Here is a 23,696-nt window from a genome sequence, read left to right as displayed (position 1 = left end):
TCAGACGCTCCTCGATTTTGTAATTGGGCGTGCCCCCTGCTGCGGGCTGCCGCCTTGGGATGTCTTTCGGACGAACATCTGCGCGAGCAGGCGCTCCATCCTCTCGGCCTCGGTCGAAAGGTGGCGCGCCAACTCGACCTGGCGCGCGGGAACCATGCGGCTGTCGATCGCCGCCAGGCTGAGTGCGCCGGCGACGCGGCCGTCCGGATAGCGGAAGGCGATGCCGACGCCCCAGGAACTGGCCACCAGCCGGCCGGGATTGAGCGAAAAACCACGCTCGCGGGCCAGCGCCAGATCGGCGCGGATCTCGTCAGGCGGAAAACCGGGATACTGCGTCAGCAGCGCTTTCTCGTTCGCCGCCATGACCCGCTCGACCTCGCCGTCCGGCAGCGCTGCCAACATGGCTAGCGAGCCGGCGCCGACCCCGAGCGGGTGCTGCTGGCCAGTCTGCAGCGCGTGGGTCCGGACCGGATAGGTTCCTTCCTCCCGATGCAGGCAGACCGAGTAATTCTCGCGCCGGATCGAAAGAAAGCTCGTATCCATGGTGATCTCCGACAGGCGCCTCAGGCTCTCCATGGCCAGTTCGAGCAGCCCGTGCCGGCGCGCGGCCAGCACGCCCAGCACGAAAGCCTCCTCGCCGAGGCAGTAATGCCGCGACACAGCCTCCTGCTCGACGAGTCCCGCGCGCATCAGGGCGAGCAGCAGCCGCCGCGCCGTCGGCTTGTTGAGCCCGCTTTCGATGACGATATCGCTCAGCGGCAACCCGCCCGCGGGCTCACGACCGATCAAAGCCAGGAGCCGCAAGGCCCGATCGACACTCTGCGAACCCGAGAGATCACCGGCTGATGCAACGAAATGTTCCATCCTGCGGCCTCAGAGACAGTCCATAATATGGACCCTTTGGTTGTTTTCAGTAGCCTAGTTCGGGCTCAGATAGATTGCAACGCAGGCCTGCTCGTGTATTCTTGGCCAAGTCCGCTGGATCATTCATCCACAGTATGGACCGCGCCGGGCCTCAAGAACGTTCACAAGATCGGCGCGCGGGAGGAAGGGCAGATGTTGTCACGGGATTCCGGCTGGCCGGAGGCCAACGCCATGACTGAAGCGGATATCCGCTGCGGTTCCGTTCCGACATGCGCACGCTCCGGCGTTGCCGTGCGGACGCAGGCTTGAGCCCGGGCATGGCACAGCTCAGCGAGAGCATTGTTCCTTCCGAGAACCCGCTGGATACGGATGCAATCCGCACTGGCTCGGCGATCATGCGGCCGATCGAGATGATCAGCGCCGCACTGCTGCTCCTGATCGTCGGGCTGCTGCTGCTCGGCGTCACCACGCGCTATGTCTTCTCCCTGCCGATTGTCTGGATCGACGAAGCCGCCTCGATCTCTTTCCTCTGGCTCGCCATGCTCGGCTCTGCGATCGCGATCGATCGCAACGAGCATCTCAAGCTGACGCTCTTCATCGGCATGATGCCTGAGCGCATGAGCCAGTTCGTGCAGACGCTGGCCCTGGTCGTGGTTGCCGCCTTCCTCGCGGCCATGATCCACCCGGCGATCGACTACACAATCGAGGAATCCTACGTCACCTCGGCCGCGCTMAACATTCCAAACAGCTGGCGCGTGTCGGCCATCGCATGCGGCATCACCATGATGTTCGTGCTGACGGTTCGCCATGCCATCCGCACCGCGAGGCTGCCGGACCTGATCGTCGCCGTCGCGCTCGTGGCCGGGCTCGCCGCCGCCTGCTGGGGGTTGATGCCGGTCTTCAAGGGTCTCGGCTACACCAACATCCTGATCTTCCTCGTCGTCACGGTGGCACTCTGCCTCGCTGCCGGCGTGCCGATCGCCTTCTGCTTCGGTATGGGTACGCTCGCCTTCCTCGCCTTCAGCACCAATGTCCCGATGATCGTGATGATCGGACGCATGGACGAGGGCATGTCGAGCATCATCCTGCTCTCCGTGCCGATCTTCGTGCTGCTCGGCTGCATTCTCGATGCGACCGGCATGGGCAAGGCGATTGTCGACTTCCTCGCCTCGATGCTCGGCCATGTCCGCGCCGGCATGTCCTATGTGCTGCTCGGCTCGCTCTTCCTGGTCTCGGGCATTTCGGGCTCGAAAGTCTCCGACATGGCAACGGTGGCGCCCGCGCTCTTTCCCGAGATGAAGCGCCGCGGCTACCAGCCCAAGGAGCTCATCGCCCTGCTCTCGACCGGCGCGGCCATGGCCGACACGGTGCCCCCGAGCATCGTCCTGATCGTGCTCGGCTCGGTCGCGGGCGTCTCGATCGCCGGATTGTTCAATGCCGGCTTCGGCATTGCCATGGTGCTCCTCGTCGCACTGGCGCTGCTGGCACGCTGGAAAGCCATCGGCGAAGACATGAAGGGCGTGCGGCGCGCGCCCATGGCCGTGATCGGGCGGACCGCTCTGGTCGCGGGTCCGGCTCTCGTCCTGCCCTTCCTGATCCGCGGCGTGGTCGGCGGCGGCATTGCCACCGCGACCGAGGTCTCGACCATTGCGGTGCTCTACGCCTTCGTCATCGGCATCATCCTCTATGGCGGCATCGGCCTGCGCAAATGCTACGCGATGCTGGTCGAGACGGCGGCGCTCTCGGGCGCGATCCTGATGATCCTCGGCACCGCGCTCGCCATGGCCTGGGCCCTGACCCAGACCGGCTTCGCGCKCKACCTCGCCACTTTCATGGCCGGCCTGCCGGGCGGCTGGCTGACCTTCATGGCAGTGACGATCGTCGTCTTCCTGGTTCTGGGCTGCGTGCTCGAAGGCCTGCCCGCGATCGTGCTGATGGCGCCGCTGATGTTCCCGATAGCCAAGAATCTCGGCATCAACGATGTGCACTATTCGATGGTGGTGGTCACGGCGATGAATATCGGCCTGATGACCCCCCCGATCGGAATCGGCTTCTACATCGCCTGCAAGATCGGCAATGTCTCGCCGGATGAGGCGATGGGCGCGATCTGGCCCTATCTCGTCGCGCTGCTGATCGGCCTTGTCGTCATTGCAGTCGTGCCCGGCCTGTCGACCTGGGTGCTCTGATGCTCCGGCATGGTCGCCACCATCGCAGTGAGGGTTGCAGGGCCGCGGTCCGGAACGCGAGAATTTAGGATAACCGAGATCCCGTCGTCGCGAAGCAAACCAGCGGCGGCGTGAAAGCAACATCGACAGGGAGAGAAACGCTCATGACCATCTCACGCCGCACTCTGCTGCAGGGCACCGCCGCTGCCGCCACCATCGGCTCCTTCCATATCGGCAGGGCCGAGGCACAGACCGCCGAATTCACCTACAAATACGCCAACAACCTGCCCGTCGCGCACCCGATGAATATCCGCGCCAACGAAGCGGCGGAGAAGATCAAGCAGGACACCAAGGGCCGKGTCGTCATCCAGATCTTCCCGAACAATCAGCTCGGTTCCGACACCGACATGCTGAGCCAGGTCCGTTCGGGCGGCGTCGAGTTCTTCACGCTCTCGCCGCTGATCCTCTCGACACTGGTGCCGAACGCCTCGCTCAGCGGCATCGGCTTCGCCTTCCCGAACTACGATGCGGTCTGGAAGGCCCTGGACGGTGAGCTCGGCGCCTATGTCCGCGGCCAGATCGGCAAGGCCAATCTCGTCGTCATGGACAAGATCTGGGACAACGGCTTCCGCCAGATGACGAGCTCGAAGGGCCCGATCAACACACCCGACGATCTCAAGGGCTTCAAGATCCGCGTGCCGGTCAGCCCGCTCTGGACCTCGATGTTCACCGCCTTCCAGTCGGCCCCGGCCAGCATCAACTTCGCCGAGGTCTACACCGCCCTGCAGACCAAGGTGGTCGACGGCCAGGAGAATCCGCTGGCGATCATCGCCACTGCCAAGCTGTTCGAGGTGCAGAAGTACCTCTCCATGACCAACCACATGTGGGACGGCTTCTGGTTCCTGGCGAACCGTCGCGCCTGGGAGAAGCTGCCGGAGGATCTGCGCAAGATCGTCGCCAAGAACCTCGACGACGCCGCGCTGCTCGAGCGCGCCGACGTCGCCAAGCTCAATGCCGGCCTCAAGGACGAACTCGTCTCGAAGGGCATGGTCATCAACGACACCCAGGCAGCTCCCTTCCGTGAGGCGCTTCGCAAGGCCGGCTTCTATGCCGACTGGAAGAAGAAGTATGGCGACGAGGCCTGGGCCATTCTCGAGAAGGCCGTCGGCAGCAGCCTGAGCTGAGCCGGCCCGCTCATCTTTCAAGCCCGGCGGTGCAACAGCGCTGCCGGGCTTTCATTTGAACCACTCGCCACCTGAAGGAAGCACGTCATGGCCGACCGGCTGAAGGGCAAGACCGCGATCGTTTTCGGTGCCGGCTCCTCAGGCCCGGGCTGGGGCAATGGCAAGGCCGCAGCGGTCGCCTATGCGCGGGAGGGCGCCAGGGTCACCTGCATCGACCTCGTCCAGGCTGCTGCCGACGAGACAGCAGCCCTCATCAGCGAGGAGGGCGGCGAAGCGCTCGCGATCGCAGCCGATGTGACTGAGCAGGGCTCGGTCGATGACGCCGTCGCGACCACCATGGCGCGCTTCGGCGGCATCCAGATTCTGCACAACAATGTCGGCGTGACCCATATGGGTGGACCGGTCGAACTCAGCGAGGAGAAGTTTCGGGCGGCGCTCGATCTCAATCTCGGCTCGGTCTATCGCACGGCCAAGGCGGTCATCCCGGCAATGCTTGCGAGCGGCGGCGGCGCGATCGTCAACATCTCCTCGCTCGCCGCGATCCGCTGGACCGGCTACCCCTACTTTGCCTATTACGCCACCAAGGCAGCGGTGAACCAGGCGACGATGGCGCTCGCCATGCAATATGCCCGGCAGAACATCCGGGCGAACTGCATCATGCCGGGCCTGATCGACACGCCGCTGATCTACAAGCAGATCTCGGGTCAGTATGCCTCGGTCGACGAGATGGTCGCTGCCCGCAACGCCGCCGTACCGATGGGCAAGATGGGCACGGCCTGGGATATTGCTGCGGCCGCCGTGTTCCTGGCCTCGGACGAAGCAGCCTTCATCACCGGAGTTTGCCTGCCCGTCGATGGCGGTCAGAGCTGCGCAGTCGCAGCCTTCCCGAGCTGACACCTGGATCATCGGACCGGATACCGTACCGGCTCCGATGATCTGACCTTCTGTGCCTGCATCCGCTTTCCCGAGGACCGCAGCCCACGTTTCGGGCCGATGCTTTAGACGAGCGCCGACTGCATCTCGATCTGATAGCCCTCCGGATCATCGAACACGAATGCCCGGATCCGGAGCGCTTCATGGCTGCGCGGCGGCTTCAGCGCGGAGACGCCGACGCTCTCGACATAGGCATGCCAGCCGTCGACATCAGCGACGCGGATGCAGATCTGCACCGGCTTGACCGGGTGGGCGCGATGACTGCCCCGGCTCTCGTCGACGAGGCCGACATAGCCCCCCTCGGTGATGAGGTAGATCTTCGACCAGCCCTGATCGATCGTAAGTTCGAGCCCGAGCACGTCCTCGTAGAAGCGCATCGCCTGCGGCAGATCGCGATAATAGAGGAAGGTGATCAGCTTCTGGGTCGCGTCATGCGACGGTCTTGCAATCGTCAAGGTTTGCCTCCGAACCACGCTGCCATTTGCCCATCACCAGGTTTGGCAGCGGGCTCGTCAAGCGGCGACCAGAGCGTGGTCGCGACCAGCAGCGCCGGACGCGGTACGAGCCAGGATATGATCGCGCGAGATGGCCACGACAGTGGAGCGGAGCTCACCGGCAGCGCAATCGGCTCGACATCCGCATCCGCTTGATCGGCCCGTAGGAATAGCGCGTCATGATCTCCAGCACATCGCAGAGCGAGTGACGGCCGCTCGGCGAAGAGCGGGACGCGGTCCGTTTTGGCCGCGCCGGCCAATACCGCGTTCTCCGATCGCGATCTTCAGTAGCCCATGCTTCAGTAGCTCATGTTTCAGTAGCTCATGGCCCGGTTGCGGGCGTTCCCGATATGCGCGCTCATCTCGGCTGCCGCCCGTTCGGGGTCGCGCGCCTCGATGGCCGCGATGATCTTCAGGTGGTCCTGCATCACCGGAACCAGGATGTGGTTCTGGATGCGCGTCTCGTACTGGCGGATCAGCCTGATCTTCAGCCAGGTGACCCGGAAGGCCTTTGAGACGATGTCGTTGTCGAGGTGATCGATGATCGCCTCGTGCATCAGCCGGTCGACATCCTCGGCGTCCTCGATCAGCGTCTCGTCGCCACCCGCCGCGGCCCTCCGGATGATCGCTTCGTGGCGTTCACGCTGTTCGGCRATCTCTTCGTCCGCCGCCGTTTTCGCGTAGAGCGCAGTCGCTTCCTTTTCGAGGAAGAGCCGGAACTGGAACGCATTGCGGATCAGGTTGAGATCGACATGGGCAACCTGCATGCCGCGCTGCGGCACGGTCTTGATCAGACCTTCCGCCTCGAGGCGCGGGATCAGTTCGCGAATGGCGCCGAGCGGCAGGCCAGTCATCGCCACGAGCTCGCGCTGGGTGACGAACTGACCTGGCTTGATCTCTCGCGCCAGCAGCCGCTCGGTGAAGCTGACATAGGCCTTGTCCCGCAGCTTCAGCGGTTCGCCGTCGCGCTCCTGATCGTTCTCGCCCATGCGCTCCTGTTCCTCTCGTGGCTCCTCAGGCGGCCTTGGCCCGCGTAATCGTGTCGAAGGCTGCGAACAAGCGCTGTCGCTGCGCCTCGCTCAAAGCCTCGAGCGGCGGGCGCATCGCGCTATAGCCCTTGTCGCCATGCAGATGGCCGACCAGGGCCTTGACTGCCGGCAGGACCGGATAGCTGCAGACCTCGTCGACCAGCGCATTCACCACCGGGCTCTCCGTCCCTTCATAAACCATCGGCCGAAGCAGCCCCGGCACCAGATTGGCGACGCCGCAGATCGAGCCCTGAGCCCCGGCCCTCACCGCGCGGGCGAGCAGCCGTTCGTCACCGACCAGGATGGCAAGCTCACCGTGAGCTTTGAGCAGGGCTTCGGTATTCGCATAGCTGCCCGAGGAATCCTTCACCCCGGTGACGATGCCCGGAAACGCCTTCTTCAGCCGCTCGACCAGCCCGACGCTGATGTCGACCGCCGTGACCGAGGGGATGTGGTAGAGGATGGTGTTGCGGGCGGACGGCCCCAGCTTCTCGAAGAACTGCGAGAACCAGACAAAGAGTCCCTCGTCGCTGACGCCCTTGAAATAGAAGGGCGGCGCGACCAGCAGGCCCTTGGCGCCGATATCGAGTGCGACCTTGGCCTGCTCGATCGATTCATGCAGCGAGGCAGCGGCGACGCCGGCATAGATTTGCGTGCCAGGATCGACGCCGGCACCGACCAGCGCGCCCAGCATCGCGGTACGCGCCGGCAGGCCAAGCGCCGCCCCCTCGCCCGTCGTGCCAAACAGCGTGACGGAGTCACAGCCCTCGGCCAGCACGTGGCGCGCATGCTTGACGAGGCGCGGCAGATCGACGGCTCCGCCCTCCCGCATCGGCGTCGTGATGGCGCAGGAAAGGCCGAAGCGGTTCGGGTCGATAGCCATTGGAGGGAGCTTTCCTGAGATATGAATGTCTGACATGTTAGTTTGCAGTCAAAACTGACGCAAGGTCGGGAAGACACGGAAATCGAGGTGCGGCTCAGCCATCCTTCAGCCCTCCGGCCGACAATCCGGCGACGATCTGACGCTGAGCCAGCACCGTCAGCAGCAGCACCGGCAGCGTCACCAGCAGCGCGGCAKCGGCGAGCGGCCCCCAGGAAATCTGCTCGAAGGTCAGGGAGTTGTAGACTGCAGACGGCAAGGTACGGCTGTTCTTGCCGCCGAGCACGACCGAGAAGATGAAGTTGTTCCAGGAGAAGATGAAGGCGAGGATGCCGCCGACCACGATGCCGGGCCGCGCCAGCGGCAGCGCGACATGACGAAAGGCCTGCCAGGTCGTCGCACCGTCGATGCGCGCCGCATCCTCCAGTTCCATCGGCACATTCTCGAAATAGCCGATCATGATCCAGACGATGATCGGAATGGTGATGACGAGATGCGTGATCACCAGCGCCGTGATGCTGCCGACGAGCCCGGTCATCTGGAACAGCAGGAAGAGCGGGATCAGGTAGGACAAGGCCGGTGTCATGCGGGCGACCAGGATCAGGATCGCGAACTTCGTCGCCTTGCCGCGGGCGATGCCGTAGCCCGCTGGCACGCCGACCCCGAGCCCGATCAGCACAGCCCCGCCCGTGACCAGGATCGAATTCCAGAGATAGAGCGCGAAGTTGTTCTTCTCGAAGACGTCGAGATAGTTCGCCAGCGTCGGCGGGTTCGGGATAAAGACCGGCGGGAAAGCGGTGTTGTCGAGTTCGTTCTTGAACGAGAGCGACAGCATCCAGAGGAAGACGAGGACGGCCGGCGAAACCAGTACGAAGACCGAAAGCGCAAAGCCGATCTTGGAGGCGAGCCGCTTCATTCCGCGTTCCACTTCGACTTCTGGCGCGCGTAGAGCAGCAGCAGCGAGAGCATGATGATGATGACGAAGAAGATCACCACCACGGCCGAGGCGTAGCCGATCTTGTAGAACTGGAAGGCCTGCAGATAGAGGAAGATGTTGAGCGTTTCGGACGCCGTACCCGGCCCGCCCTGGGTGATCACGAAGATCGTGTCGAAGGCCTTCAGCGCATCGATGGTGCGGATCACGATMGCCACCATGATGAAGGGCCAGACCAGCGGCAGCGTGATGTGGCGGAACATGTGCCAGGAATTGGCGCCGTCGATCAGCGCGGATTCATAGGGTTCCTTCGGCAAGCCGGCCAGACCGCCGAGCACGATCAGCATGACGAGCGGCGTCCAGTGCCAGACTTCGACCAGGATCAGCGTCGGGATCACGGTATGGGGGTCGTAGACCCAGGGCTGGGGTCCAACCCCGACGAGCGATAGCAGGTAGTTCAGCACGCCAAGCTGCGGGTGGAACATCATCGTCCAGACCAGTGCGACAGCGACGGGCGTCGCCATCATCGGCATCACGAAGATGGTGCGCAGCAGCCCCCGGAACGGGAACTCGCGGTGGAAGACCAGGGCCGCCGCCGTGCCGAAGACGATCGGCAGCACCACGGCGAGGACCGTGAAATAGGCGGTATGCCCCATCGATTCGAGGAAGCGCGTATCGCGCAACAGCTCCGAGAAGTTCTGCAGGCCGACGAATTCGGGGCCTCCGCCGATCTTCCAGTCATGGCCCGACATATAGAGCGTGAACAGCCACGGGAAGACGATCACCCCGAGGATGACCAGCACGGCGGGCAACGAGAACAGCCAGTAGCGCGGCGTAAAATCCGCTGAATGTCTCGCAGGCAGCACCTTGGGCGTCGCGAGATCCGCTGGCATGGCGGTTGAGTTGGTCATGCTCTGCGCTTTGCTGAAAACGGTTTGTCATGCCCGCCCTGTGGCGGGCATTCGCGTCGTGAACATCGCCCTCCCCGAACGGGGAAGGCCATCATGGCCAGGGCATGCCGGGCCATGATGGTGATGGTCGTCAGCCCTGTTCGCTCTTGACCAGGACCKGCGCGAAGGTTTCGGTCGCCTTCTTCAACTCCGCAGCGACATCGGCACCGCCGAGCGCATTGGTCAGCGCCACGCCGAAGACATCGCGGAATTCGGTCACCGGAACGATCTGCGGCAGCGCAGCGCGGGCGACCTTGGCCGAGCCAAGCAGACACTCGAAATATTGCTTGCCGAATTTCGACTGCGAGATGGTCTCGGTGTCGAGATAGGCCGAGGCACGCCCGGGCGCTCCGGCGCCGGCCTTGAGCATCGCGATCTGCTGCGCCTTGCTTGTCATGAACTGGAGATAGAGCCACGCGGCCTGCTTCTTCTGCGAGCCGCGCGAAATGCCCATGCCATCGGCGAACATCCCGGCATGATGCGCCTTCGGCCCGGGCGGCGTGATGCCATAGCCGACCTTGCCGACGATACGCGACTTCGTCGGGTCCTCGAGCGGCGTGGCAAAGCCGATGCCGTCGAGCCACATCGCGGCGCGACCCTGCATGAAGGTGGTCTGGCATTCATTCCAGTTGAAGCCGACCTGACCGGCCGGGCCGGTCTCCTTGTTCAGCTTCTTGTAGAGTTCGCCGGCCCAGGCCGCCTCGGGCGTATCGGTGAGCAGCTTGCCCTGGGGCGAGGTGGTCTCGATGCCCTGGCCCAGCAGCAGGCTGGCCCAGACCGGGACGTTGGCGTTCTTCAAGCCGCGCGAGACGAAGCCTGCGATGCCCTTGGCCGGATCATGCAGCTTGGCCGCGACCGTGGCGATCTCGTCCATCGTCTTGGGATAGGCCACGCCCTTCGCGTCGAAGAGCTCCTTGTTGTAGTAGATCATCCAGTAATCGACGAAGAACGGGATCGTATCGAGCGATCCGTCGGCCTGGCGCGCATAGGCGACCGGTCCCGCGCCAAAATCATCGAAGTTGAAGTCCGGCGAGGTCAGCGAGGCGTCCTTGATGAAGGGCGTCAGATCCTCGAACCACTTGCCCTTGGCGGCCATGCGCTTCTGTACATGCAGCGAGATGCCGCTGACGTCGAAGCTCGGCTTGCCCGAGGCAAACTCGATTACCGCCTTCTGGCGCTGCTGCTGCTCCGGCACCTGTTCGGCCGAGACCTTGATTCCGGTGAGCTCGGTGAACTCCTTCTCGGCCGCCTGCATCAGGTCGGAACGCGGGTTCTTCACCAACAGCACATCGATCGTCGTGCCGGCAAAGCGCTTCCAGTTGAAGGCGGCCTGCGCATGAGCTTCGCGCAGAACCATCGGCGAACCGACGGCGCCCGCCGCGCCCAACGCTGCAGCCCCGCGCAGAAGCGCGCGCCGGCTCGGCTTCAGAATGCTGTCTGTCATGATTGTCCTCCCTGTGGACGCGGATTGCGGCCCGTTCACGAGCCTGCCTGTTTATCCGGCTGTGCGCCGGTCCCGTCGAGACTTTGCCCTTCGGATCCGGCGCTGACGCTAATCGCGTTCGAGGTCGGTTGCAAGCTGACATGTTGGCGTGCACATAGTCGCTGCAGCACATTCCTGGACCCGCATCCATGCCCGCAATTGCGCCGCCCCTCCCCTCGCGAAACCTTGGCCGCACCGGACTGAAGGTCTCGACACTCGGCTTCGGCGGGGCACCCCTCGGCGATCTCTATGCACGGCTCGACGAGGCTCAGGCCGTCGCAACGGTAGAGGCTGCCGTCGCCGGCGGTGTCACCCTGATCGATACCTCGCCACTCTATGGTCACGGATTGTCCGAGCATCGCATCGGTGCGGCATTGCGCCGGGTCGACCGCGAGAATGTGCTGCTCTCCAGCAAGGTCGGCCGCGTCGCACAGCCCTTCATGGGGCGCGGCAACGGCTCGGGCTATCTGGGCGGCCTGCCGCATGGCATGCGTTTCGACTATTCCTATGACGGGACCATGCGCTCGCTCGAACAATCCGCCCTCAGGCTGGGCACGGACCATATCGATATCGTCCTGATCCATGACGTCGACATCTGGACCCATGGCGCGGACGGCATCGAGAACCGGTTCTTCGAGGCAATGGCCGGCGCCTACCGCGCGCTCGACAAATTGCGGGCGGCCGGTACGGTCAAGGCGATCGGAGTCGGGGTCAATGAAGCAGAGATGTGCGAGCGCTTTGCCCATGCCGGCGACTTCGACACGATGCTGCTGGCCGGCTGCTATTCGCTGCTGGAACAGCCGGCGCTCGTATCCTTCATGTCGCTCGCGCAGAAAAAGGGCATCGGCCTGATGCTCGGCGGCGTCTTCAATTCCGGCATCCTGGCCACCGGCCCCGTCGCTGGCGCCAAGTACAATTACAAGCCGGCTCCGCCCGAGATCCTCGCGCGGGTTGCCGCCATCGAGACAATCTGCCGGCGCCATGAGGTGCCACTGCGCCGTGCGGCCCTGCAGTTCCCGCTGGGCCATCCCGCCGTTTCCAGCGTCGTCATGGGGGCGGTCTCACCCGCGGAGGTCGCCGACCAGCTTGCCGAAATCGCCGCGCCGGTTCCGTCCGAGCTCTGGAGCGCGCTCAAGGCCGAAGGCCTGCTCGGCGCTGACGTTCCTGTGCCGGAATAGCCCGATGCGGATCGACGCCCATCAGCATTACTGGCGGCTMTCACGCGGCGACTATGGCTGGCTGACCCCGGCACTGGGCCCGATTCATCGCGACTTCGGTCCACCGGACCTGGCGCCGCTGCTGGCACGGCACGGCATCGCGCGCACCATCCTGGTCCAGGCCGCGCCGACCGAGGCAGAGACGGCATTCCTGCTCGGCATCGCAGAGCACGACCAAAGCGTCGCCGGCGTCGTCGGCTGGTGTGATTTCGATGCGCTCGATGCGTCCGAGCGGATTGCCCGCCTGAGCGGCAATCCGCTGCTGGTCGGGCTCAGGCCCATGGTCCACGACATTCCCGATGAGAACTGGCTGGCCCGCCCTTCCCTTGCGCCCGCCTTCGCAGCGGTGGCAGCCCATGACCTCGTCTTCGACGCGCTGCTGCGACCGCAGCACATTGCGCCACTATTGGCCGTTCTCGATCGACATCCGACGCTCGCCGTCGTTGTCGACCATGCCGCCAAGCCGGATCTCATCAGTGGGGAGATCGCGAATTGGCGCGAGGATATCGCCGCAGTCGCCGCGCGGCCCCAGACCTTCTGCAAGATCTCCGGCCTCGTCACCGAAGCCTCGGCCGGCTGGACGACCGAGACCCTGCGCCCGGCCGTTTCGCATCTGCTCGCCGTCTTCGGTCCCGATCGCCTGATCTGGGGCAGCGACTGGCCCGTCGTCACCTTGCGAGCCGACTATTCCCGCTGGTTCGAAACCGTCGCGGAATTGCTGGCGCCCCTGCCCGAAGCCGATCGCGCCGCGATCATGGGCGGCAATGCCCAGAGGCTCTATCTCTCCCACCGAGGACGCAACTGATATGCTGAAGGGCATCGACCCCGTCTTGAGCGCCGATCTGCTCTGGGTTCTGGCCGCGATGGGCCATGGCGACGATCTGGCCATTGTCGATGCCAATCATCCGGCCGATACCGTTGCCAGCGCGACCGCCAGCGGAAGGCTGATCCGACTGCCCGGCCTTTCGATGGCCCGCGCGACCCGCGCCATCCTCTCCGTCCTGCCAATCGACGATTTCGAGCCCGGCTCGCTGCGTCGCATGGAGGTTGTCGGCAAGCCTGACGAGATCCCGCCGGTCCAGGCCGAGGTTCAGGCCGAAATCGACCGCGCCATGGGAGAGCCCGTGCCATGCCTCGGCATCGAGCGTTTCGCCTTCTATGCCGCGGCGAAGACGAGCTTCGCTGTCGTCCAGGTCGGCGACCCGCGGCCCTATGGCTGCTTCCTGCTGCGCAAGGGCGTCATCGCGGGGCTTCCAGGCTGAGCCCGCACGAGGGTTGGCAAGCGCGCCTGCACCGCTCAGGATCGTGACGCCGTCGGCGCGGCTTCGACAGACTGCGCTGGCGTGCCTGGAGGATGGCTTCATGGCCCGCGCGAACGCCCATATCGGCACGACGAATTTTGCGACGACGATCAGAATGGGCGGCCGTACGCTGGTTGCCGACGAACCGGCCGCCTTGGGCGGAGCCGATGCCGGGCCAGCGCCCTATGACCTGCTGCTCGCCAGCCTCGGCGCCTGCACGGCCATCACCTTGCGGATGTATGCCGAGCGCAAGCAGTGGAGCCTTCAGGCTGTCGATATCGATCTGCACCACGTCAAGGTCGAGAACCGTTCAAAGATCGAACGTGTCATCACGCTGACGGGCGATCTGTCTGAGGATCAGCGGATGCGCCTCGCCGATGTCGCCGAGCGTACACCCGTGACCCTGACGCTGAAGGCCGGCGCCGATATTGCGACAAGACTGTCGGACGGTTGACACCCTCGTGAGTCCGTTTCCGTTCCGGCACCCACGCCGCTAGAAGAACCACGCTGAGCGATCGGTCACGCCCGTGCGCCCTTGGCACGATCCAGTTCAACCGAGCCCCCCTGCTGCGAGCCTGCCCATGCCTGACACTCTCCTCTATCTCGCCGAAGCCGACATCGCCGGGCTCGAACTCGATCCGGCGCTCGCCCGCGCGGCGGTGAGGACGATCTTCAAGGCTCATCACGACGGCCAGACGCTGAGCAAGCCCAAGCTTGCGCTCGAGATCGGCCCCGGCCACGCCTTCCAGTCGCTTTGCGCGGCCTCGCCCGAGATCGGCATGGCAGCGACGAAATGGCTCGGCATGGCGCCCGCCGCGAATGGAGCGGGCACGCCCGGCATCCACGCCATGATTGCACTCAACGACTATGCATCCGGCACGTTGTTGGCCATCCTCGATGGCAACCTCGTCACGGCGATCCGCACGGCGGCCATGTCCGCGGCAGCGGGCGCGTTCCTGGCACGGCCGGAAAGCCGCACCATCGGCTTCATCGGCTGCGGCCTGCAGGCTCGCTCGCATCTTGCCGCGTTCAAGTCCCTGCTGCCCGGCCTGACCGAGCTTCGCGCTTTCGGCCGAAGCCGTCGGATCACCGACGTCTTCATAGAGCACGCCCGCGAGCAGGGCCTTGCGGCGAAGGCCCATGATGACGCCGGCGACGTCGTTCACAGCAGCGACGTGATCATCACCTCCGTGCCCATGCAGCCCGGTTTCGCGCCCTTCCTCGATCCTGCCTGGTTGAAGCCGGGCGCCTTCGTTGCTGCCGTCGACGTCGCCCGCAGCTGGCTGCCGGATGGCTTGCGCAAGCTCGACCTCTTGGCCACCGACGATCACCAGCAACAGGCGGAGAGCCCACCGATCGCTCGGGATGTCGGCCCGCTCGGCAGCTTCGATGCCGACCTGACGGAACTTGCCGGCGGGGTCCGGCCCGGACGCCTCGACGCGGAGCAGCGCGCCATGTTCATTTTCCGCGGCTTCGCGCTCGCCGATCTCGCCGTGGCGGCTACCGTCTATCGCGCGGCCGTGGCCAGGGGAGCCGGCCTGCGCCTCCCGCGCTGAGACTGCGTCTGCAAACAGGAAGACAAGGCAACGGAGCTCTGCTAGCGTCACATATTCATCCATAGGAATATGTGAGATCTTCAATGCTTGACCGGCGCGCCTTTACTCTCGGAGCCAGTCTGACGGCGGCGGCCTCGTTCTGCGGCGGTGCGGCACGAGCCCAGGTCGTGGCGCGGGCCGGGCTCGGCAAGGCCGAGATCCTGGTGCTGAGCGATGGGGGCTTCCAGCTGCCGCTCTCGATGATCGCGCGCGATACGCCGCTGCCCCAGCTCGAGGCGATGACCGGCAGCAAGGGGCCAGCCGAGACCGTGCTGAACGTCACCTGCCTGAAGCGCGGCAGTGAGACGATCCTGTTCGATTGCGGCGCCGGCGCGCACTTTCTTGCCGGCAGCGGCAAGCTCGCGGCAAGCCTCGAGGCCGCCGGTATCGCGCCCGACAGTGTGAGCTATGTCGCCTTCACCCATTTGCACCCGGACCATCTCTGGGGGGCGCTCGACGAGTTCGACAGCCCGGCATTCCCGAATGCGACCTGGCTGGCGGCCCGCGACGAGGTGGCGTTCTGGACTGATGCCAAGGTCTATGAGCGTCTCTCCGAAGACCGGCACGCCTTTGCAGCCGGCGCACAGCGTGTCCTTAAGGGTCTCCAGGACGGGCTGAAGACCTTCGCCGCAGGCGAGGAAGTGCTGCCGGGAATCGCGGCTGTCGCGACGCCCGGCCATACGCCGGGACATGTCTCCTTCGAGATCAAGGACGGCAGCGACAGGCTGCTCGTGCTGGGCGACGCGGCGACGCATCCGGTCGCATCCTTCGCACATCCGGAATGGCGCCCAGCGTCCGATCATGACCCGGATCAGGCGGTCCAGACCCGCAAGACCGTGCTTGGCCGGGCCGCCGACGAGAAGCTGCGGGTGATTGGCTATCATCTGCCAAAGGGCGGGATCGGTACGGTCGAGCGCACCGGGCAGGCCTTCCGCTTCATCCCGTCCACGGCCTGATCGGCGGAAGAACGCTCAATCGCAGCGACGGCGGCGCCCGAAGCGTTCGGCCAGCATCTCGCTCACCGAGCCCTCGACGAGAATTGCGATACCGATGCGGGCGCCGAGCATCACGCCGGCGACCGCCAGCGGCCAGGACAGCGCCATCAGCGAGCCAGCCGTGACGCCCTGCCCGATGGTGCAGCCGCCGGCGAGAATGCCGCCGAATCCCATCAGCGCACCGCCCGCCAGATGGCGGCGCATCTCGTGGTGATCGTCGAAGGCCTCCCAGCGGAACTCGCGATCGTAGAGCGCCGAGGCAAAGGCTCCGAGCATCACCCCCAGAATGGTGCCGACCCCGAAATCGAGGAACCCGATGGGGTGGGTCAGGACCGCGTAGAGCGCCCGGCCGATTGGCGAGACGAAGGTCAGGCTCTGCGGGCGCGGAAACGCGGCGAATTCGTCGATCGCCACACCTGTCGCCCACCAGCCTGCAACGACGCCGAACCCCAGCGTCAGCCCGGCCAGCAGCAGCCGCGGCGAACGCCGCAACCGAGGGTCAGCGAGCACAGCCAGTATCAGCACCAGGGCGGCGACGAGAACGATGGCAAGCCGCCAGTCGCCGAGACCGAACCAGGCGAGCAGTGAAGGCAGATCACCCTGCACTCCACCAGGTATCGGCAGGGCGACCGTCTCGAGCACATCGATTCGAAAGGAAGCCAGCATGCCGCGGAGCGTGGCATAGGCGACGGCACCGAAGACCATCATCACGATCAGGCTGCGCAGGTCGCCGCTGCCGAGACGAACGAGAGAGCCAAAGCCGCAGGTGCCGACCAGCGCCATGCCGATCCCGAAGACCGTGCTGCCGAGCAGGATCGAGAGCCAGGGCAGGGCCGAAGGCACATAGGTCGAGAGCCGGGGCGAAAGCCAGCCGAAGCCGACCAGAAGCTGCGTGCCCACGAGCGCAACGGCGAGCGCAAGCCCGAAGATGCGCAGGCGGCGCGTATCGCCACCCATCCAGGCGTCCTCGATCGCCCCGAAGGAGCAGAGCCGGGCACGCCGGGCAGTGAAGCCGCAAGCCGCGCCGATGACGACGCCGATCAGCGTCACGGCCCAGGTCGGCAGAGGTTCCATGATCGTCAGACGCCCCTGCCGGCCCCCATTTCAATCACGCAAGCGGTCCGTGCTCTCGGGACGGTTGCAGAAGATGTCGTAGATCACCGAGATGACCTGACGCACATCGTCATTGGCGAGGCTGTAATAGATCGCCTTGCCGTCGCGGCGGGTGGTGACCAACTGGTCGAGCCGCAGCCGCGCCAACTGCTGCGAAACCATCGGCTGGCGCAGCGAGAGGATGTTCTCAAGTTCCGTTACGGTGCGCTCGCGCTCGGCCAGCAGACAGAGCAGCAGGAGCCGGTTTTCGTGGGACAGGGCCTTCAGGAAATCGCTGGCCTTGCGGGCCTTGCGCATCAATTGATCGAGCTCGGCCGAGAATTCGGCACCGTCGCGCAGCTCGGCTTCAAGGGCCTTGGAGACAATCGCGCTCATTTTCGTTCCATTGTCGCGGACTGGCCGCGGGTTCGATGGCTGGGACTGTCCATGCCAGCAAGCATCTTGCCAAGCAAACCCCAGAATGCGTCGTCGCCGATATAGCCGGTGATCCGGCCGACCTCGCGCCCTTCATCCATCAGGACGAAGGTCGGCGTGAAGCGGACCGGTGCAGCAAGTCCAGGCTCATCAGCGCGGGTGGAACCGAGATCGACCCGCCTCAGCGGTGCTGCCTTGCCCTCCGGCGTGTTGGCATAGACAGGCGCGACCTCCCGGTCCCAGCGGGCGCACCAGATGCAGCCGTCGCGTTCAAACATCACCAGCTCTGCCGCCCGCAACGGCAGGGTGACAAGCGCCAGCCCCACCAGTGCTGCGAGGCCGGCATGCCAGCTCAGCCATTTCGCGATTGCTTTCATCCGACAAACATAGTCGTATTCATATGTTTAAACAATTGGCGGGTTGAACCTTGTTCGACATCTCGATCGCAGGGGCTTTCGCAGCAGGTCTGCTCTCCTTCCTGAGCCCCTGCGTGCTGCCCCTGGTGCCGCCGTATCTCTGCTTCCTCGCGGGTGTCGGCATCGGCGAATTGTCCGGCTCGGACGGCGCGCTGACGGCCGCGCAGCGTCGCCGCATCATCGCCATGGCCGCCGTTTTCGTGCTCGGTTTCGCCACCGTCTTCGTCGCACTCGGCGCCACCGCCTCGACCATCGGGACCTGGATCACCGCGCATTTCGACACGCTGTCCATCGCCGCCGGTGCAATCATCCTGGTCATGGGCCTGCATTTTCTCGGATGGCTGCGGATTCCTCTGCTCTACCGGGAGGCCCGTTTCCAGACATCCGCACGTCCCGCCGGCCTGCTCGGCGCCTATCTCGTCGGGCTTGCCTTCGCGTTCGGCTGGACGCCCTGCGTCGGGCCTGTGCTGGCGACGGTGCTGATGGTCGCGGGCGCCGAGGGCAGCGCCTCGCGCGGCGCGCTTCTGCTCGCATCCTATGCGCTCGGCATCGGCCTGCCCTTTCTGCTGGCGGCGGTCTTTGCCGGTCCCTTCCTGACCTGGCTCTCCCGCTTCCGCCGGCACATGGCCGTCATCGAGAAGACGATGGGCGCCGCACTCGTCGTGACAGGCTTGCTGTTCATCACCGGAATGATGCCGGCGCTCGCCGGCTGGCTGCTACAGACCATCCCGATCCTCGGCACGATCGGCTGAAGGGAGAGTTTCCATGCTGACCCGACGCAGGCTTCTCGGCTCTGCCCTCGCCGTCTCCTTCGCGCCTCAGACCCTCGCCGCCGCCAGACTCGGCGAGGACGGGCTCTACCAGCAGGACTGGTATCTCGAGAGCTTCCTCGACCTTTCCGAAGACATCGAGAGCGCGACCCGCAACGGCAAGCTCCTCGCGATCATGTGGGGTCTCAAGGGCTGCCCGGCCTGCCGGCGAATGCATGAGGTACATCTCGCCGATCCCAAGATCGAAGGTTACATCAAGGCCAATTTCGAGGTGCTGCACCTCAACCATATCGGCGCCCGCGAGGTCACCGATTTCGACGGACGCAAACTGGGCGAGAAGGCGCTGGGCGAGGCCTATGGCGTGCGCTTCACTCCGACGATCCAGTTCATGCCCGAGAGCGCGGAAGGACTTGGCCAACGCAAGCCGCAAGCCCGCGAGGTCGCCCGCATGCCGGGACTGCTCGAACCACGCGATTTCCTCGCCATGTTCCGCTTTGTGCGGGAGAAGGGCTATGAGACAGCGCCCTTCCCGGAGTGGCTGAAGCGGCAAGGCGCCTGACGTTGGTCACCTCCAAACGCAATCATCCCGGCCACGGAAGAACCGAGGCCGGGATGACGTTTACTGCCGCTGGGCCTTGCCGCTACTTGTTCACCGGCGATTCCGGGTCGAACAGATAGGCCATCACGTCCTTGATCTGCTGTTCGCTCAGCACCTTGTTGGTGCCGAAGCGGGGCATGTTCGAACAGGGCACCACGGCCTGTGAATTATAGATCTTCGTGTAGGCGTCCTTGATCGCCTCGGCGTCGTATTTCCGGTCCTTGCCATAGGCGGCGAGGCTCGGGCCGAGCGTGCCGTAGCTCAGCTCCTTGGGATCGAGCTGGTGGCAGGCGAAGCAGTTGCCGCCGGCAATAGTGTCCGGTGGATCGGAGAACTGACCGCCGCGGCCGTTATTGGCGACCTTGTAGCCTTCCTTCCAGTTGCCGAGGAATTTGTCGTCGGCGGGATAGCTGACCCTGGCGAGTTCGCGCTTGGTGATGGCCTCCGCATCCGCGGACGAAACCTGATTGCGATGGACGTTGCACGCCGCCAGCGATTCATCCGGCGTGATGCGCGCCTGCCATTCCGCCGGCGCCTTGCCGAAAGTGGACTTCACATAGGCCTCGATCGTCGCCTGGCTGGGCTTGGCCGGCTTGTCCTGCGCAAGGGCTGGCGCACAGAGCACGAAGCTGCCCAGGGCGAGGGAGGCGAAAGCTGATCTGATCATCGGTTCAGTCCCCTCAGCGCTTGATCGAAGGCACATTGAGTTCACCGCCGGCCGCCTGCTTGTTCAGGAAGACGGTGAGCGCGGTCAGACTATCCGAGCCAAAATCCGGCACCGGCCAGCGCTGCTGCCGATAACAGTCCCAAAGGCGGTGCTGCATCGTGCGAAGCGCGCTCTGGGAGACCCGATAGGTCGGCCAGGTCGCCATCGTCGCCTGGGCAGCGGCCCCCGGCACGGACAGGTTGGGCAGGCCCTGAAGGCGGATGCGCTTGCCTTCCTCGGCGTGGCAGGTGGCGCAGGAGAAGTCCATCACGCCGCCGCGGCGATAGAACAGCTCCTCGCCGACAGCCGCCATTTCAAGTTCCTTGGCGTGCTTGAGCTGCGGCTCGAGCTTCATGCCGTTCGACTTGTTGGCGATGAAAGCCGTCAGGTCCTCGAGATCGGATGCCTTTCCCGGAGAGGAGAAGCGTCGCGACAGCACGTCCTTGGTGTCGAGCCCCTGGACCTTGTCCATGCACCAGAGCAGGCGCTGCTCCAGATCCATGACCTTGTCGGCATCCGCGAAATGGCGCGGCAGCCGCGCATAGGCTCCCTCCAGCTTGCCGGCGCCCTCGCCGAGATCGCAACCTTCCAGCGAGACATTCTTGGTGCCGCGCTTCGTCGTCCAGATCTCTTCGCCGCGATCGACTGCGAGATAACCCGGGTTGGAGAATGGGTCCGAGAGCATCTGGCGATAGCGCTCGATCTCCTTCTCGCTATCGTCCTGCGGCGGCGATTGTGCGGTCAGATGCCCGGCCGCGAGCGTCATGGCCGCGGCAAGAACTGCCGCGCCGATCACAGTGAGCTTCATGCCCTGCCCTTTCGTTTCCCCAGCCGGCCGCTTCATGCGACCTTCATTCCCGGCTTTCTTGATTTGAAAGCCTTTACATTCACAAAAAACAATATCACGATATGTCGAAATGATGTGCGACGGACGGTCGCGTCGTCAAGAGCTAACCAGAATAATTCCAGGGAGGATGTCCGAATGGATTTTCAGCAAGCGGGGCTGTCGCGCCGTCACGCTCTCAAGGCGGGTGCCTTCGCCGCCGTGGCCAGCCTTCTCGGCGCCAAGCTCGCCTTCGCGGATGAAAAGACGGTCGCGGACGAACTGAAGAAGCTCTATGGCGACAAGCCCTTCGCCACGGGCAAGATCAAGCTCGATGTTCCCGAAATCGCCGAGAACGGCCTGGTCGTCCCGATCAATATCGAGATCGAAAGCCCGATGACGGACGCCGACTACGTCAAGGCCGTGCATGTCTATGCCGACGGCAACCCGCTTCCCGGCATCGTCAGCTACAGCTTCACGCCAGCCTGCGGCAAGGCCTCGGCCGCGACCCGCATGCGCCTCGCCCAGACCCAGAACATCGTCTGCGTCGCCGAGATGTCGAACGGCGCGCTGCATATGGCCAAGGCCAATGTGAAGGTCACGATCGGCGGTTGCGGCGGCTGAGACCTGCGCGTTCCAGCCCCGACAACGACAAGATCACGGTGAGGATACCCCATGAGCACCAAGCCCACCCCGCGGGTCCGCGTTCCCGCCAAGGCCGCCGCAGGCGAGATGATCGAGATCAAGACGCTGATCTCGCACGAGATGGAATCCGGCCAGCGCAAGGACGCCAAGGGCGAGACGATTCCGCGTAAGATCATCAACAAGTTCAGCGCGAGCTTCAACGGCAAGCCGGTTTTCTCCGCCGATTGGCATCCCGCGATTTCGGCCAACCCGTACCAGTCCTTCTTCTTCAAGGCGACGGAATCGGGCGAATTCACCTTCACCTGGAAGGATGATGACGGTTCCGAATACACCGCCAAGAACAAGCTGACGGTCGGCTGATGTCTCGCCGGCCGCGACCCGGCCGGTTGCTCGCATCGAACGGACAAGCGGGGCGAAACGTCCCCGCATGAGGGCGGCTGCGCGCCGCCCAAGGGTGGATCATGATCTCACGGCGCGATTTTCTTCAGGCAACATCGGCTGCTGCGGCCATCACGCTGGCTTCCGGATTGGGCCCGCTCGGCCGCGCAGCCGCGCAGCAGCGCCTGTCCCAGGCCGACATCCTGCGCTTCGACCCGCTCGGCACCGTGACGCTTCTCTACGTCACCGATATCCACGCCCAGCTCGTCCCGCTGCATTTCCGCGAACCCTCGATCAATCTCGGCGTCGGCGAGGCCAAGGGTCAGCCGCCGCACCTGACCGACGCGGAGTTCCGGGAGCATTTCAAGATCGCCACGGGCTCGGCCGACGCCTTTGCCCTGACCTCCGACGACTTCACCTCGCTTGCCCGTCAGTACGGCCGGATGGGCGGGCTCGACCGCATCGCGACGCTGGTCAAGGCGATCCGCGCCGAACGCGGAGACGATAAGGTTCTGCTGCTCGATGGCGGCGACACCTGGCAGGGCAGCTGGAGTTCGCTCCAGACCAGGGGCCAGGACATGGTCGACGTCATGTCGGCCCTGAAGACCGATGCCATGGTCGGCCATTGGGAGTTCACGCTCGGCGCCGAGCGCGTCAAGGAGATCGCGGAGAGCGCATCCTTTGCATTCCTCGCCCAGAACATTCGCGACAAGGAGTGGAACGAACCCGTCTTCAAGCCGCGCAAGGTCTTCGAAAAGGGCGGCGTCAAGGTTGCGGTGATTGGCCAGGCGCTGCCGCGTACCGCCATCGCCAATCCGCGCTGGATGTTCCCTGACTGGGAGTTCGGCATCCGCGAGGAGGAGATCCAGAAACAGGTCGAGGAGGCCCGTGCCGAGGGCGCAGCCATCGTCGTGCTGCTCTCGCATGACGGTTTCGACGTCGATAGGAAACTGGCCGCGCGGGTCAAGGGCCTCGACATCATCCTGACCGCCCACACCCATGACGCGATGCCCGGTGTGGTGCGCGTCGGCAATACCGCCCTCGTCGCCAGCGGCTCGCATGGCAAGTTCCTGTCGCGGCTCGACATCGCGGTGAAGGACGGCAAGGTCGCCGATATCCGCTTCAAGCTGATGCCGGTCTTCTCCGAAGCGATCACCCCCGATACCGAAATGGCGGCGCTGGTCAGGAAGCTCCGCGAGCCCTTCGCCGCCGACCTCGCCCGCGAGATCGGACGGACCGAGTCGCTGCTCTACCGGCGCGGCAACTTCAACGGCACCTTCGACGACCTGATCTGCGACGCCATGATGAGCCAGCGCGACGCCGAGATCGCACTCTCCCCCGGCTTCCGCTGGGGCGGGACGCTGCTTCCCGGCGAGCCGATCACCTGGGAGGCGATCACCAACGCGACCGCGATCACCTATCCCAACTGCTACCGCATGGAGATGACCGGCGCCCAGCTCAAGGAGATCCTCGAGGACGTCGCCGACAATATCTTCCACCCCGATCCCTATTTCCAGGGCGGCGGCGACATGGTCCGCATCGGCGGCATGGGCTACGCCATCGATATCGGCAAGCCGATGGGCAGCCGCATCTCCGGGCTGACGCATCTGAAATCCGGCAAGCCGATCGATGCGTCCCGGAAATACGTCGTCGCCGGCTGGGCCAGCGTCAACGAGGGCACGCAAGGGCCGCCGATCTGGGACGTGGTCCGCGACCATGTCGCCCGCACCAAGACCGTTTCGATCACGCCAAACGACGCCGTCAAGGTGACCGGCGCCTGACCCGCGCCATCCTCCCTGAACCCTCCCAA

The 23,696-nt window shown here is 64.8% G+C and carries 26 protein-coding genes; 14 read left to right on the top strand and 12 right to left on the bottom strand.

Going from position 1 to position 23,696, the window contains the following annotated elements:
* The gene (locus tag AC1DIO_RS20100) at positions 1–864 is read right to left on the bottom strand and encodes an IclR family transcriptional regulator (protein WP_441506974.1); all 864 of its coding nucleotides are present in this window, start codon (positions 862–864) and stop codon (positions 1–3) included.
* A 317-nt stretch (positions 865–1,181) separates the two neighbouring features.
* On the opposite strand from AC1DIO_RS20100, the gene AC1DIO_RS20095 reads away from it, so the two are divergent.
* The 3 genes from AC1DIO_RS20095 (at position 1,182) to AC1DIO_RS20085 (ending at position 5,107) form a co-directional block, all read left to right on the top strand.
* Positions 1,182–3,050, top strand: coding sequence for a TRAP transporter large permease (locus tag AC1DIO_RS20095; RefSeq protein ID WP_476853987.1), 1,869 nt, complete (start codon positions 1,182–1,184; stop codon positions 3,048–3,050).
* 143 nt (positions 3,051–3,193) lie between these two features.
* Positions 3,194–4,213 (top strand): TRAP transporter substrate-binding protein, encoded by a 1,020-nt coding sequence (locus AC1DIO_RS20090; RefSeq protein ID WP_441488171.1) that lies wholly within the window; start codon positions 3,194–3,196, stop codon positions 4,211–4,213.
* A gap of 87 nt (positions 4,214–4,300) precedes the next feature.
* On the top strand, positions 4,301–5,107 hold the full coding sequence (locus AC1DIO_RS20085; protein ID WP_441506973.1) for an SDR family NAD(P)-dependent oxidoreductase: 807 nt from the start codon (positions 4,301–4,303) through the stop codon (positions 5,105–5,107).
* Positions 5,108–5,211: 104 nt separating this feature from the next.
* On the opposite strand, the gene AC1DIO_RS20080 is transcribed toward AC1DIO_RS20085, so the two are convergent.
* From AC1DIO_RS20080 to AC1DIO_RS20055, 6 genes are all read right to left on the bottom strand, one after another.
* Complete coding sequence (locus AC1DIO_RS20080) at positions 5,212–5,601, bottom strand: VOC family protein (protein WP_441506972.1); 390 nt, start codon at positions 5,599–5,601, stop codon at positions 5,212–5,214.
* Between the two features lie 353 nt (positions 5,602–5,954).
* Entirely contained in the window at positions 5,955–6,629 is a 675-nt protein-coding gene (locus AC1DIO_RS20075) for a GntR family transcriptional regulator (protein ID WP_441506971.1), read from the bottom strand.
* A 25-nt stretch (positions 6,630–6,654) separates the two neighbouring features.
* Positions 6,655–7,551, bottom strand: coding sequence for a dihydrodipicolinate synthase family protein (locus tag AC1DIO_RS20070; protein WP_441506970.1), 897 nt, complete (start codon positions 7,549–7,551; stop codon positions 6,655–6,657).
* A 94-nt stretch (positions 7,552–7,645) separates the two neighbouring features.
* Entirely contained in the window at positions 7,646–8,464 is an 819-nt protein-coding gene (locus tag AC1DIO_RS20065) for a carbohydrate ABC transporter permease (RefSeq protein WP_476853986.1), read from the bottom strand.
* On the bottom strand, positions 8,461–9,375 hold the full coding sequence (locus AC1DIO_RS20060) for a carbohydrate ABC transporter permease (protein WP_441488347.1): 915 nt from the start codon (positions 9,373–9,375) through the stop codon (positions 8,461–8,463). The genes AC1DIO_RS20065 and AC1DIO_RS20060 overlap by 4 nt, the downstream gene beginning before the upstream one ends.
* Before the next feature lie 148 nt (positions 9,376–9,523).
* Entirely contained in the window at positions 9,524–10,876 is a 1,353-nt protein-coding gene (locus AC1DIO_RS20055; protein ID WP_476853985.1) for an ABC transporter substrate-binding protein, read from the bottom strand.
* A gap of 188 nt (positions 10,877–11,064) precedes the next feature.
* On the opposite strand from AC1DIO_RS20055, the gene AC1DIO_RS20050 reads away from it, so the two are divergent.
* The 6 genes from AC1DIO_RS20050 (at position 11,065) to AC1DIO_RS20025 (ending at position 15,984) form a co-directional block, all read left to right on the top strand.
* Positions 11,065–12,093, top strand: a complete 1,029-nt coding sequence (locus AC1DIO_RS20050; protein ID WP_476853984.1) for an aldo/keto reductase — start codon at positions 11,065–11,067, stop codon at positions 12,091–12,093.
* A gap of 4 nt (positions 12,094–12,097) precedes the next feature.
* Positions 12,098–12,937 (top strand): amidohydrolase family protein, encoded by an 840-nt coding sequence (locus AC1DIO_RS20045; RefSeq protein ID WP_441506967.1) that lies wholly within the window; start codon positions 12,098–12,100, stop codon positions 12,935–12,937.
* A gap of 1 nt (position 12,938) precedes the next feature.
* Positions 12,939–13,394 carry an RbsD/FucU family protein gene (locus tag AC1DIO_RS20040; protein ID WP_441506966.1) on the top strand — a complete coding sequence of 152 codons (456 nt, stop codon included), beginning with the start codon at positions 12,939–12,941 and terminating at the stop codon, positions 13,392–13,394.
* Positions 13,395–13,494: 100 nt separating this feature from the next.
* Complete coding sequence (locus tag AC1DIO_RS20035; RefSeq protein ID WP_441488162.1) at positions 13,495–13,887, top strand: OsmC family protein; 393 nt, start codon at positions 13,495–13,497, stop codon at positions 13,885–13,887.
* 127 nt (positions 13,888–14,014) lie between these two features.
* Positions 14,015–14,989, top strand: coding sequence for an ornithine cyclodeaminase family protein (locus tag AC1DIO_RS20030; RefSeq protein WP_441506965.1), 975 nt, complete (start codon positions 14,015–14,017; stop codon positions 14,987–14,989).
* Positions 14,990–15,072: 83 nt separating this feature from the next.
* On the top strand, positions 15,073–15,984 hold the full coding sequence (locus AC1DIO_RS20025) for an MBL fold metallo-hydrolase (protein ID WP_476853983.1): 912 nt from the start codon (positions 15,073–15,075) through the stop codon (positions 15,982–15,984).
* Between the two features lie 15 nt (positions 15,985–15,999).
* Here the strand turns inward: AC1DIO_RS20025 and AC1DIO_RS20020 are convergent, their stop codons facing one another.
* Genes AC1DIO_RS20020 through AC1DIO_RS20010 form a run of 3 tightly spaced genes read right to left on the bottom strand, consistent with a single transcriptional unit; the run spans position 16,000 to position 17,927 of the window.
* Positions 16,000–17,097 (bottom strand): YeeE/YedE family protein, encoded by a 1,098-nt coding sequence (locus AC1DIO_RS20020; protein WP_441506963.1) that lies wholly within the window; start codon positions 17,095–17,097, stop codon positions 16,000–16,002.
* Between the two features lie 30 nt (positions 17,098–17,127).
* Entirely contained in the window at positions 17,128–17,511 is a 384-nt protein-coding gene (locus AC1DIO_RS20015) for an ArsR/SmtB family transcription factor (protein ID WP_043238549.1), read from the bottom strand.
* Positions 17,508–17,927, bottom strand: a complete 420-nt coding sequence (locus tag AC1DIO_RS20010) for a thioredoxin fold domain-containing protein (RefSeq protein ID WP_441506962.1) — start codon at positions 17,925–17,927, stop codon at positions 17,508–17,510. Before AC1DIO_RS20010 ends, AC1DIO_RS20015 begins: the two co-directional genes overlap by 4 nt.
* A 50-nt stretch (positions 17,928–17,977) precedes the next feature.
* On the opposite strand from AC1DIO_RS20010, the gene AC1DIO_RS20005 reads away from it, so the two are divergent.
* Both AC1DIO_RS20005 and AC1DIO_RS20000 read left to right on the top strand, forming a co-directional pair.
* Positions 17,978–18,718, top strand: a complete 741-nt coding sequence (locus AC1DIO_RS20005) for a cytochrome c biogenesis CcdA family protein (protein WP_441488157.1) — start codon at positions 17,978–17,980, stop codon at positions 18,716–18,718.
* Positions 18,719–18,731: 13 nt separating this feature from the next.
* On the top strand, positions 18,732–19,295 hold the full coding sequence (locus AC1DIO_RS20000) for a thioredoxin family protein (RefSeq protein WP_441506961.1): 564 nt from the start codon (positions 18,732–18,734) through the stop codon (positions 19,293–19,295).
* 82 nt (positions 19,296–19,377) lie between these two features.
* Here the strand turns inward: AC1DIO_RS20000 and soxX are convergent, their stop codons facing one another.
* Together soxX and soxA are read right to left on the bottom strand one after the other, a co-directional pair.
* A complete protein-coding gene (gene soxX / locus AC1DIO_RS19995; protein ID WP_441506960.1) occupies positions 19,378–20,001 on the bottom strand; it encodes a sulfur oxidation c-type cytochrome SoxX in 624 nt (207 codons plus the stop codon).
* A 13-nt stretch (positions 20,002–20,014) separates the two neighbouring features.
* The gene (gene soxA, locus AC1DIO_RS19990; protein WP_441507037.1) at positions 20,015–20,806 is read right to left on the bottom strand and encodes a sulfur oxidation c-type cytochrome SoxA; all 792 of its coding nucleotides are present in this window, start codon (positions 20,804–20,806) and stop codon (positions 20,015–20,017) included.
* Positions 20,807–21,022: 216 nt separating this feature from the next.
* On the opposite strand from soxA, the gene soxY reads away from it, so the two are divergent.
* From soxY to soxB, 3 genes are all read left to right on the top strand, one after another.
* Positions 21,023–21,487 (top strand): thiosulfate oxidation carrier protein SoxY, encoded by a 465-nt coding sequence (gene soxY, locus AC1DIO_RS19985; RefSeq protein WP_441506959.1) that lies wholly within the window; start codon positions 21,023–21,025, stop codon positions 21,485–21,487.
* Between the two features lie 51 nt (positions 21,488–21,538).
* A complete protein-coding gene (gene soxZ / locus AC1DIO_RS19980) occupies positions 21,539–21,868 on the top strand; it encodes a thiosulfate oxidation carrier complex protein SoxZ (RefSeq protein WP_043238560.1) in 330 nt (109 codons plus the stop codon).
* 101 nt (positions 21,869–21,969) lie between these two features.
* A complete protein-coding gene (soxB, locus tag AC1DIO_RS19975; protein ID WP_441488153.1) occupies positions 21,970–23,667 on the top strand; it encodes a thiosulfohydrolase SoxB in 1,698 nt (565 codons plus the stop codon).
* Positions 23,668–23,696: the final 29 nt, after the last annotated feature.

It is taken from the genome of Allobosea sp. 05T439 (genome assembly GCF_056396005.1).
Note: the sequence above shows the minus strand (reverse complement) of the source record. Positions and strands in the feature narration are given on the sequence as shown.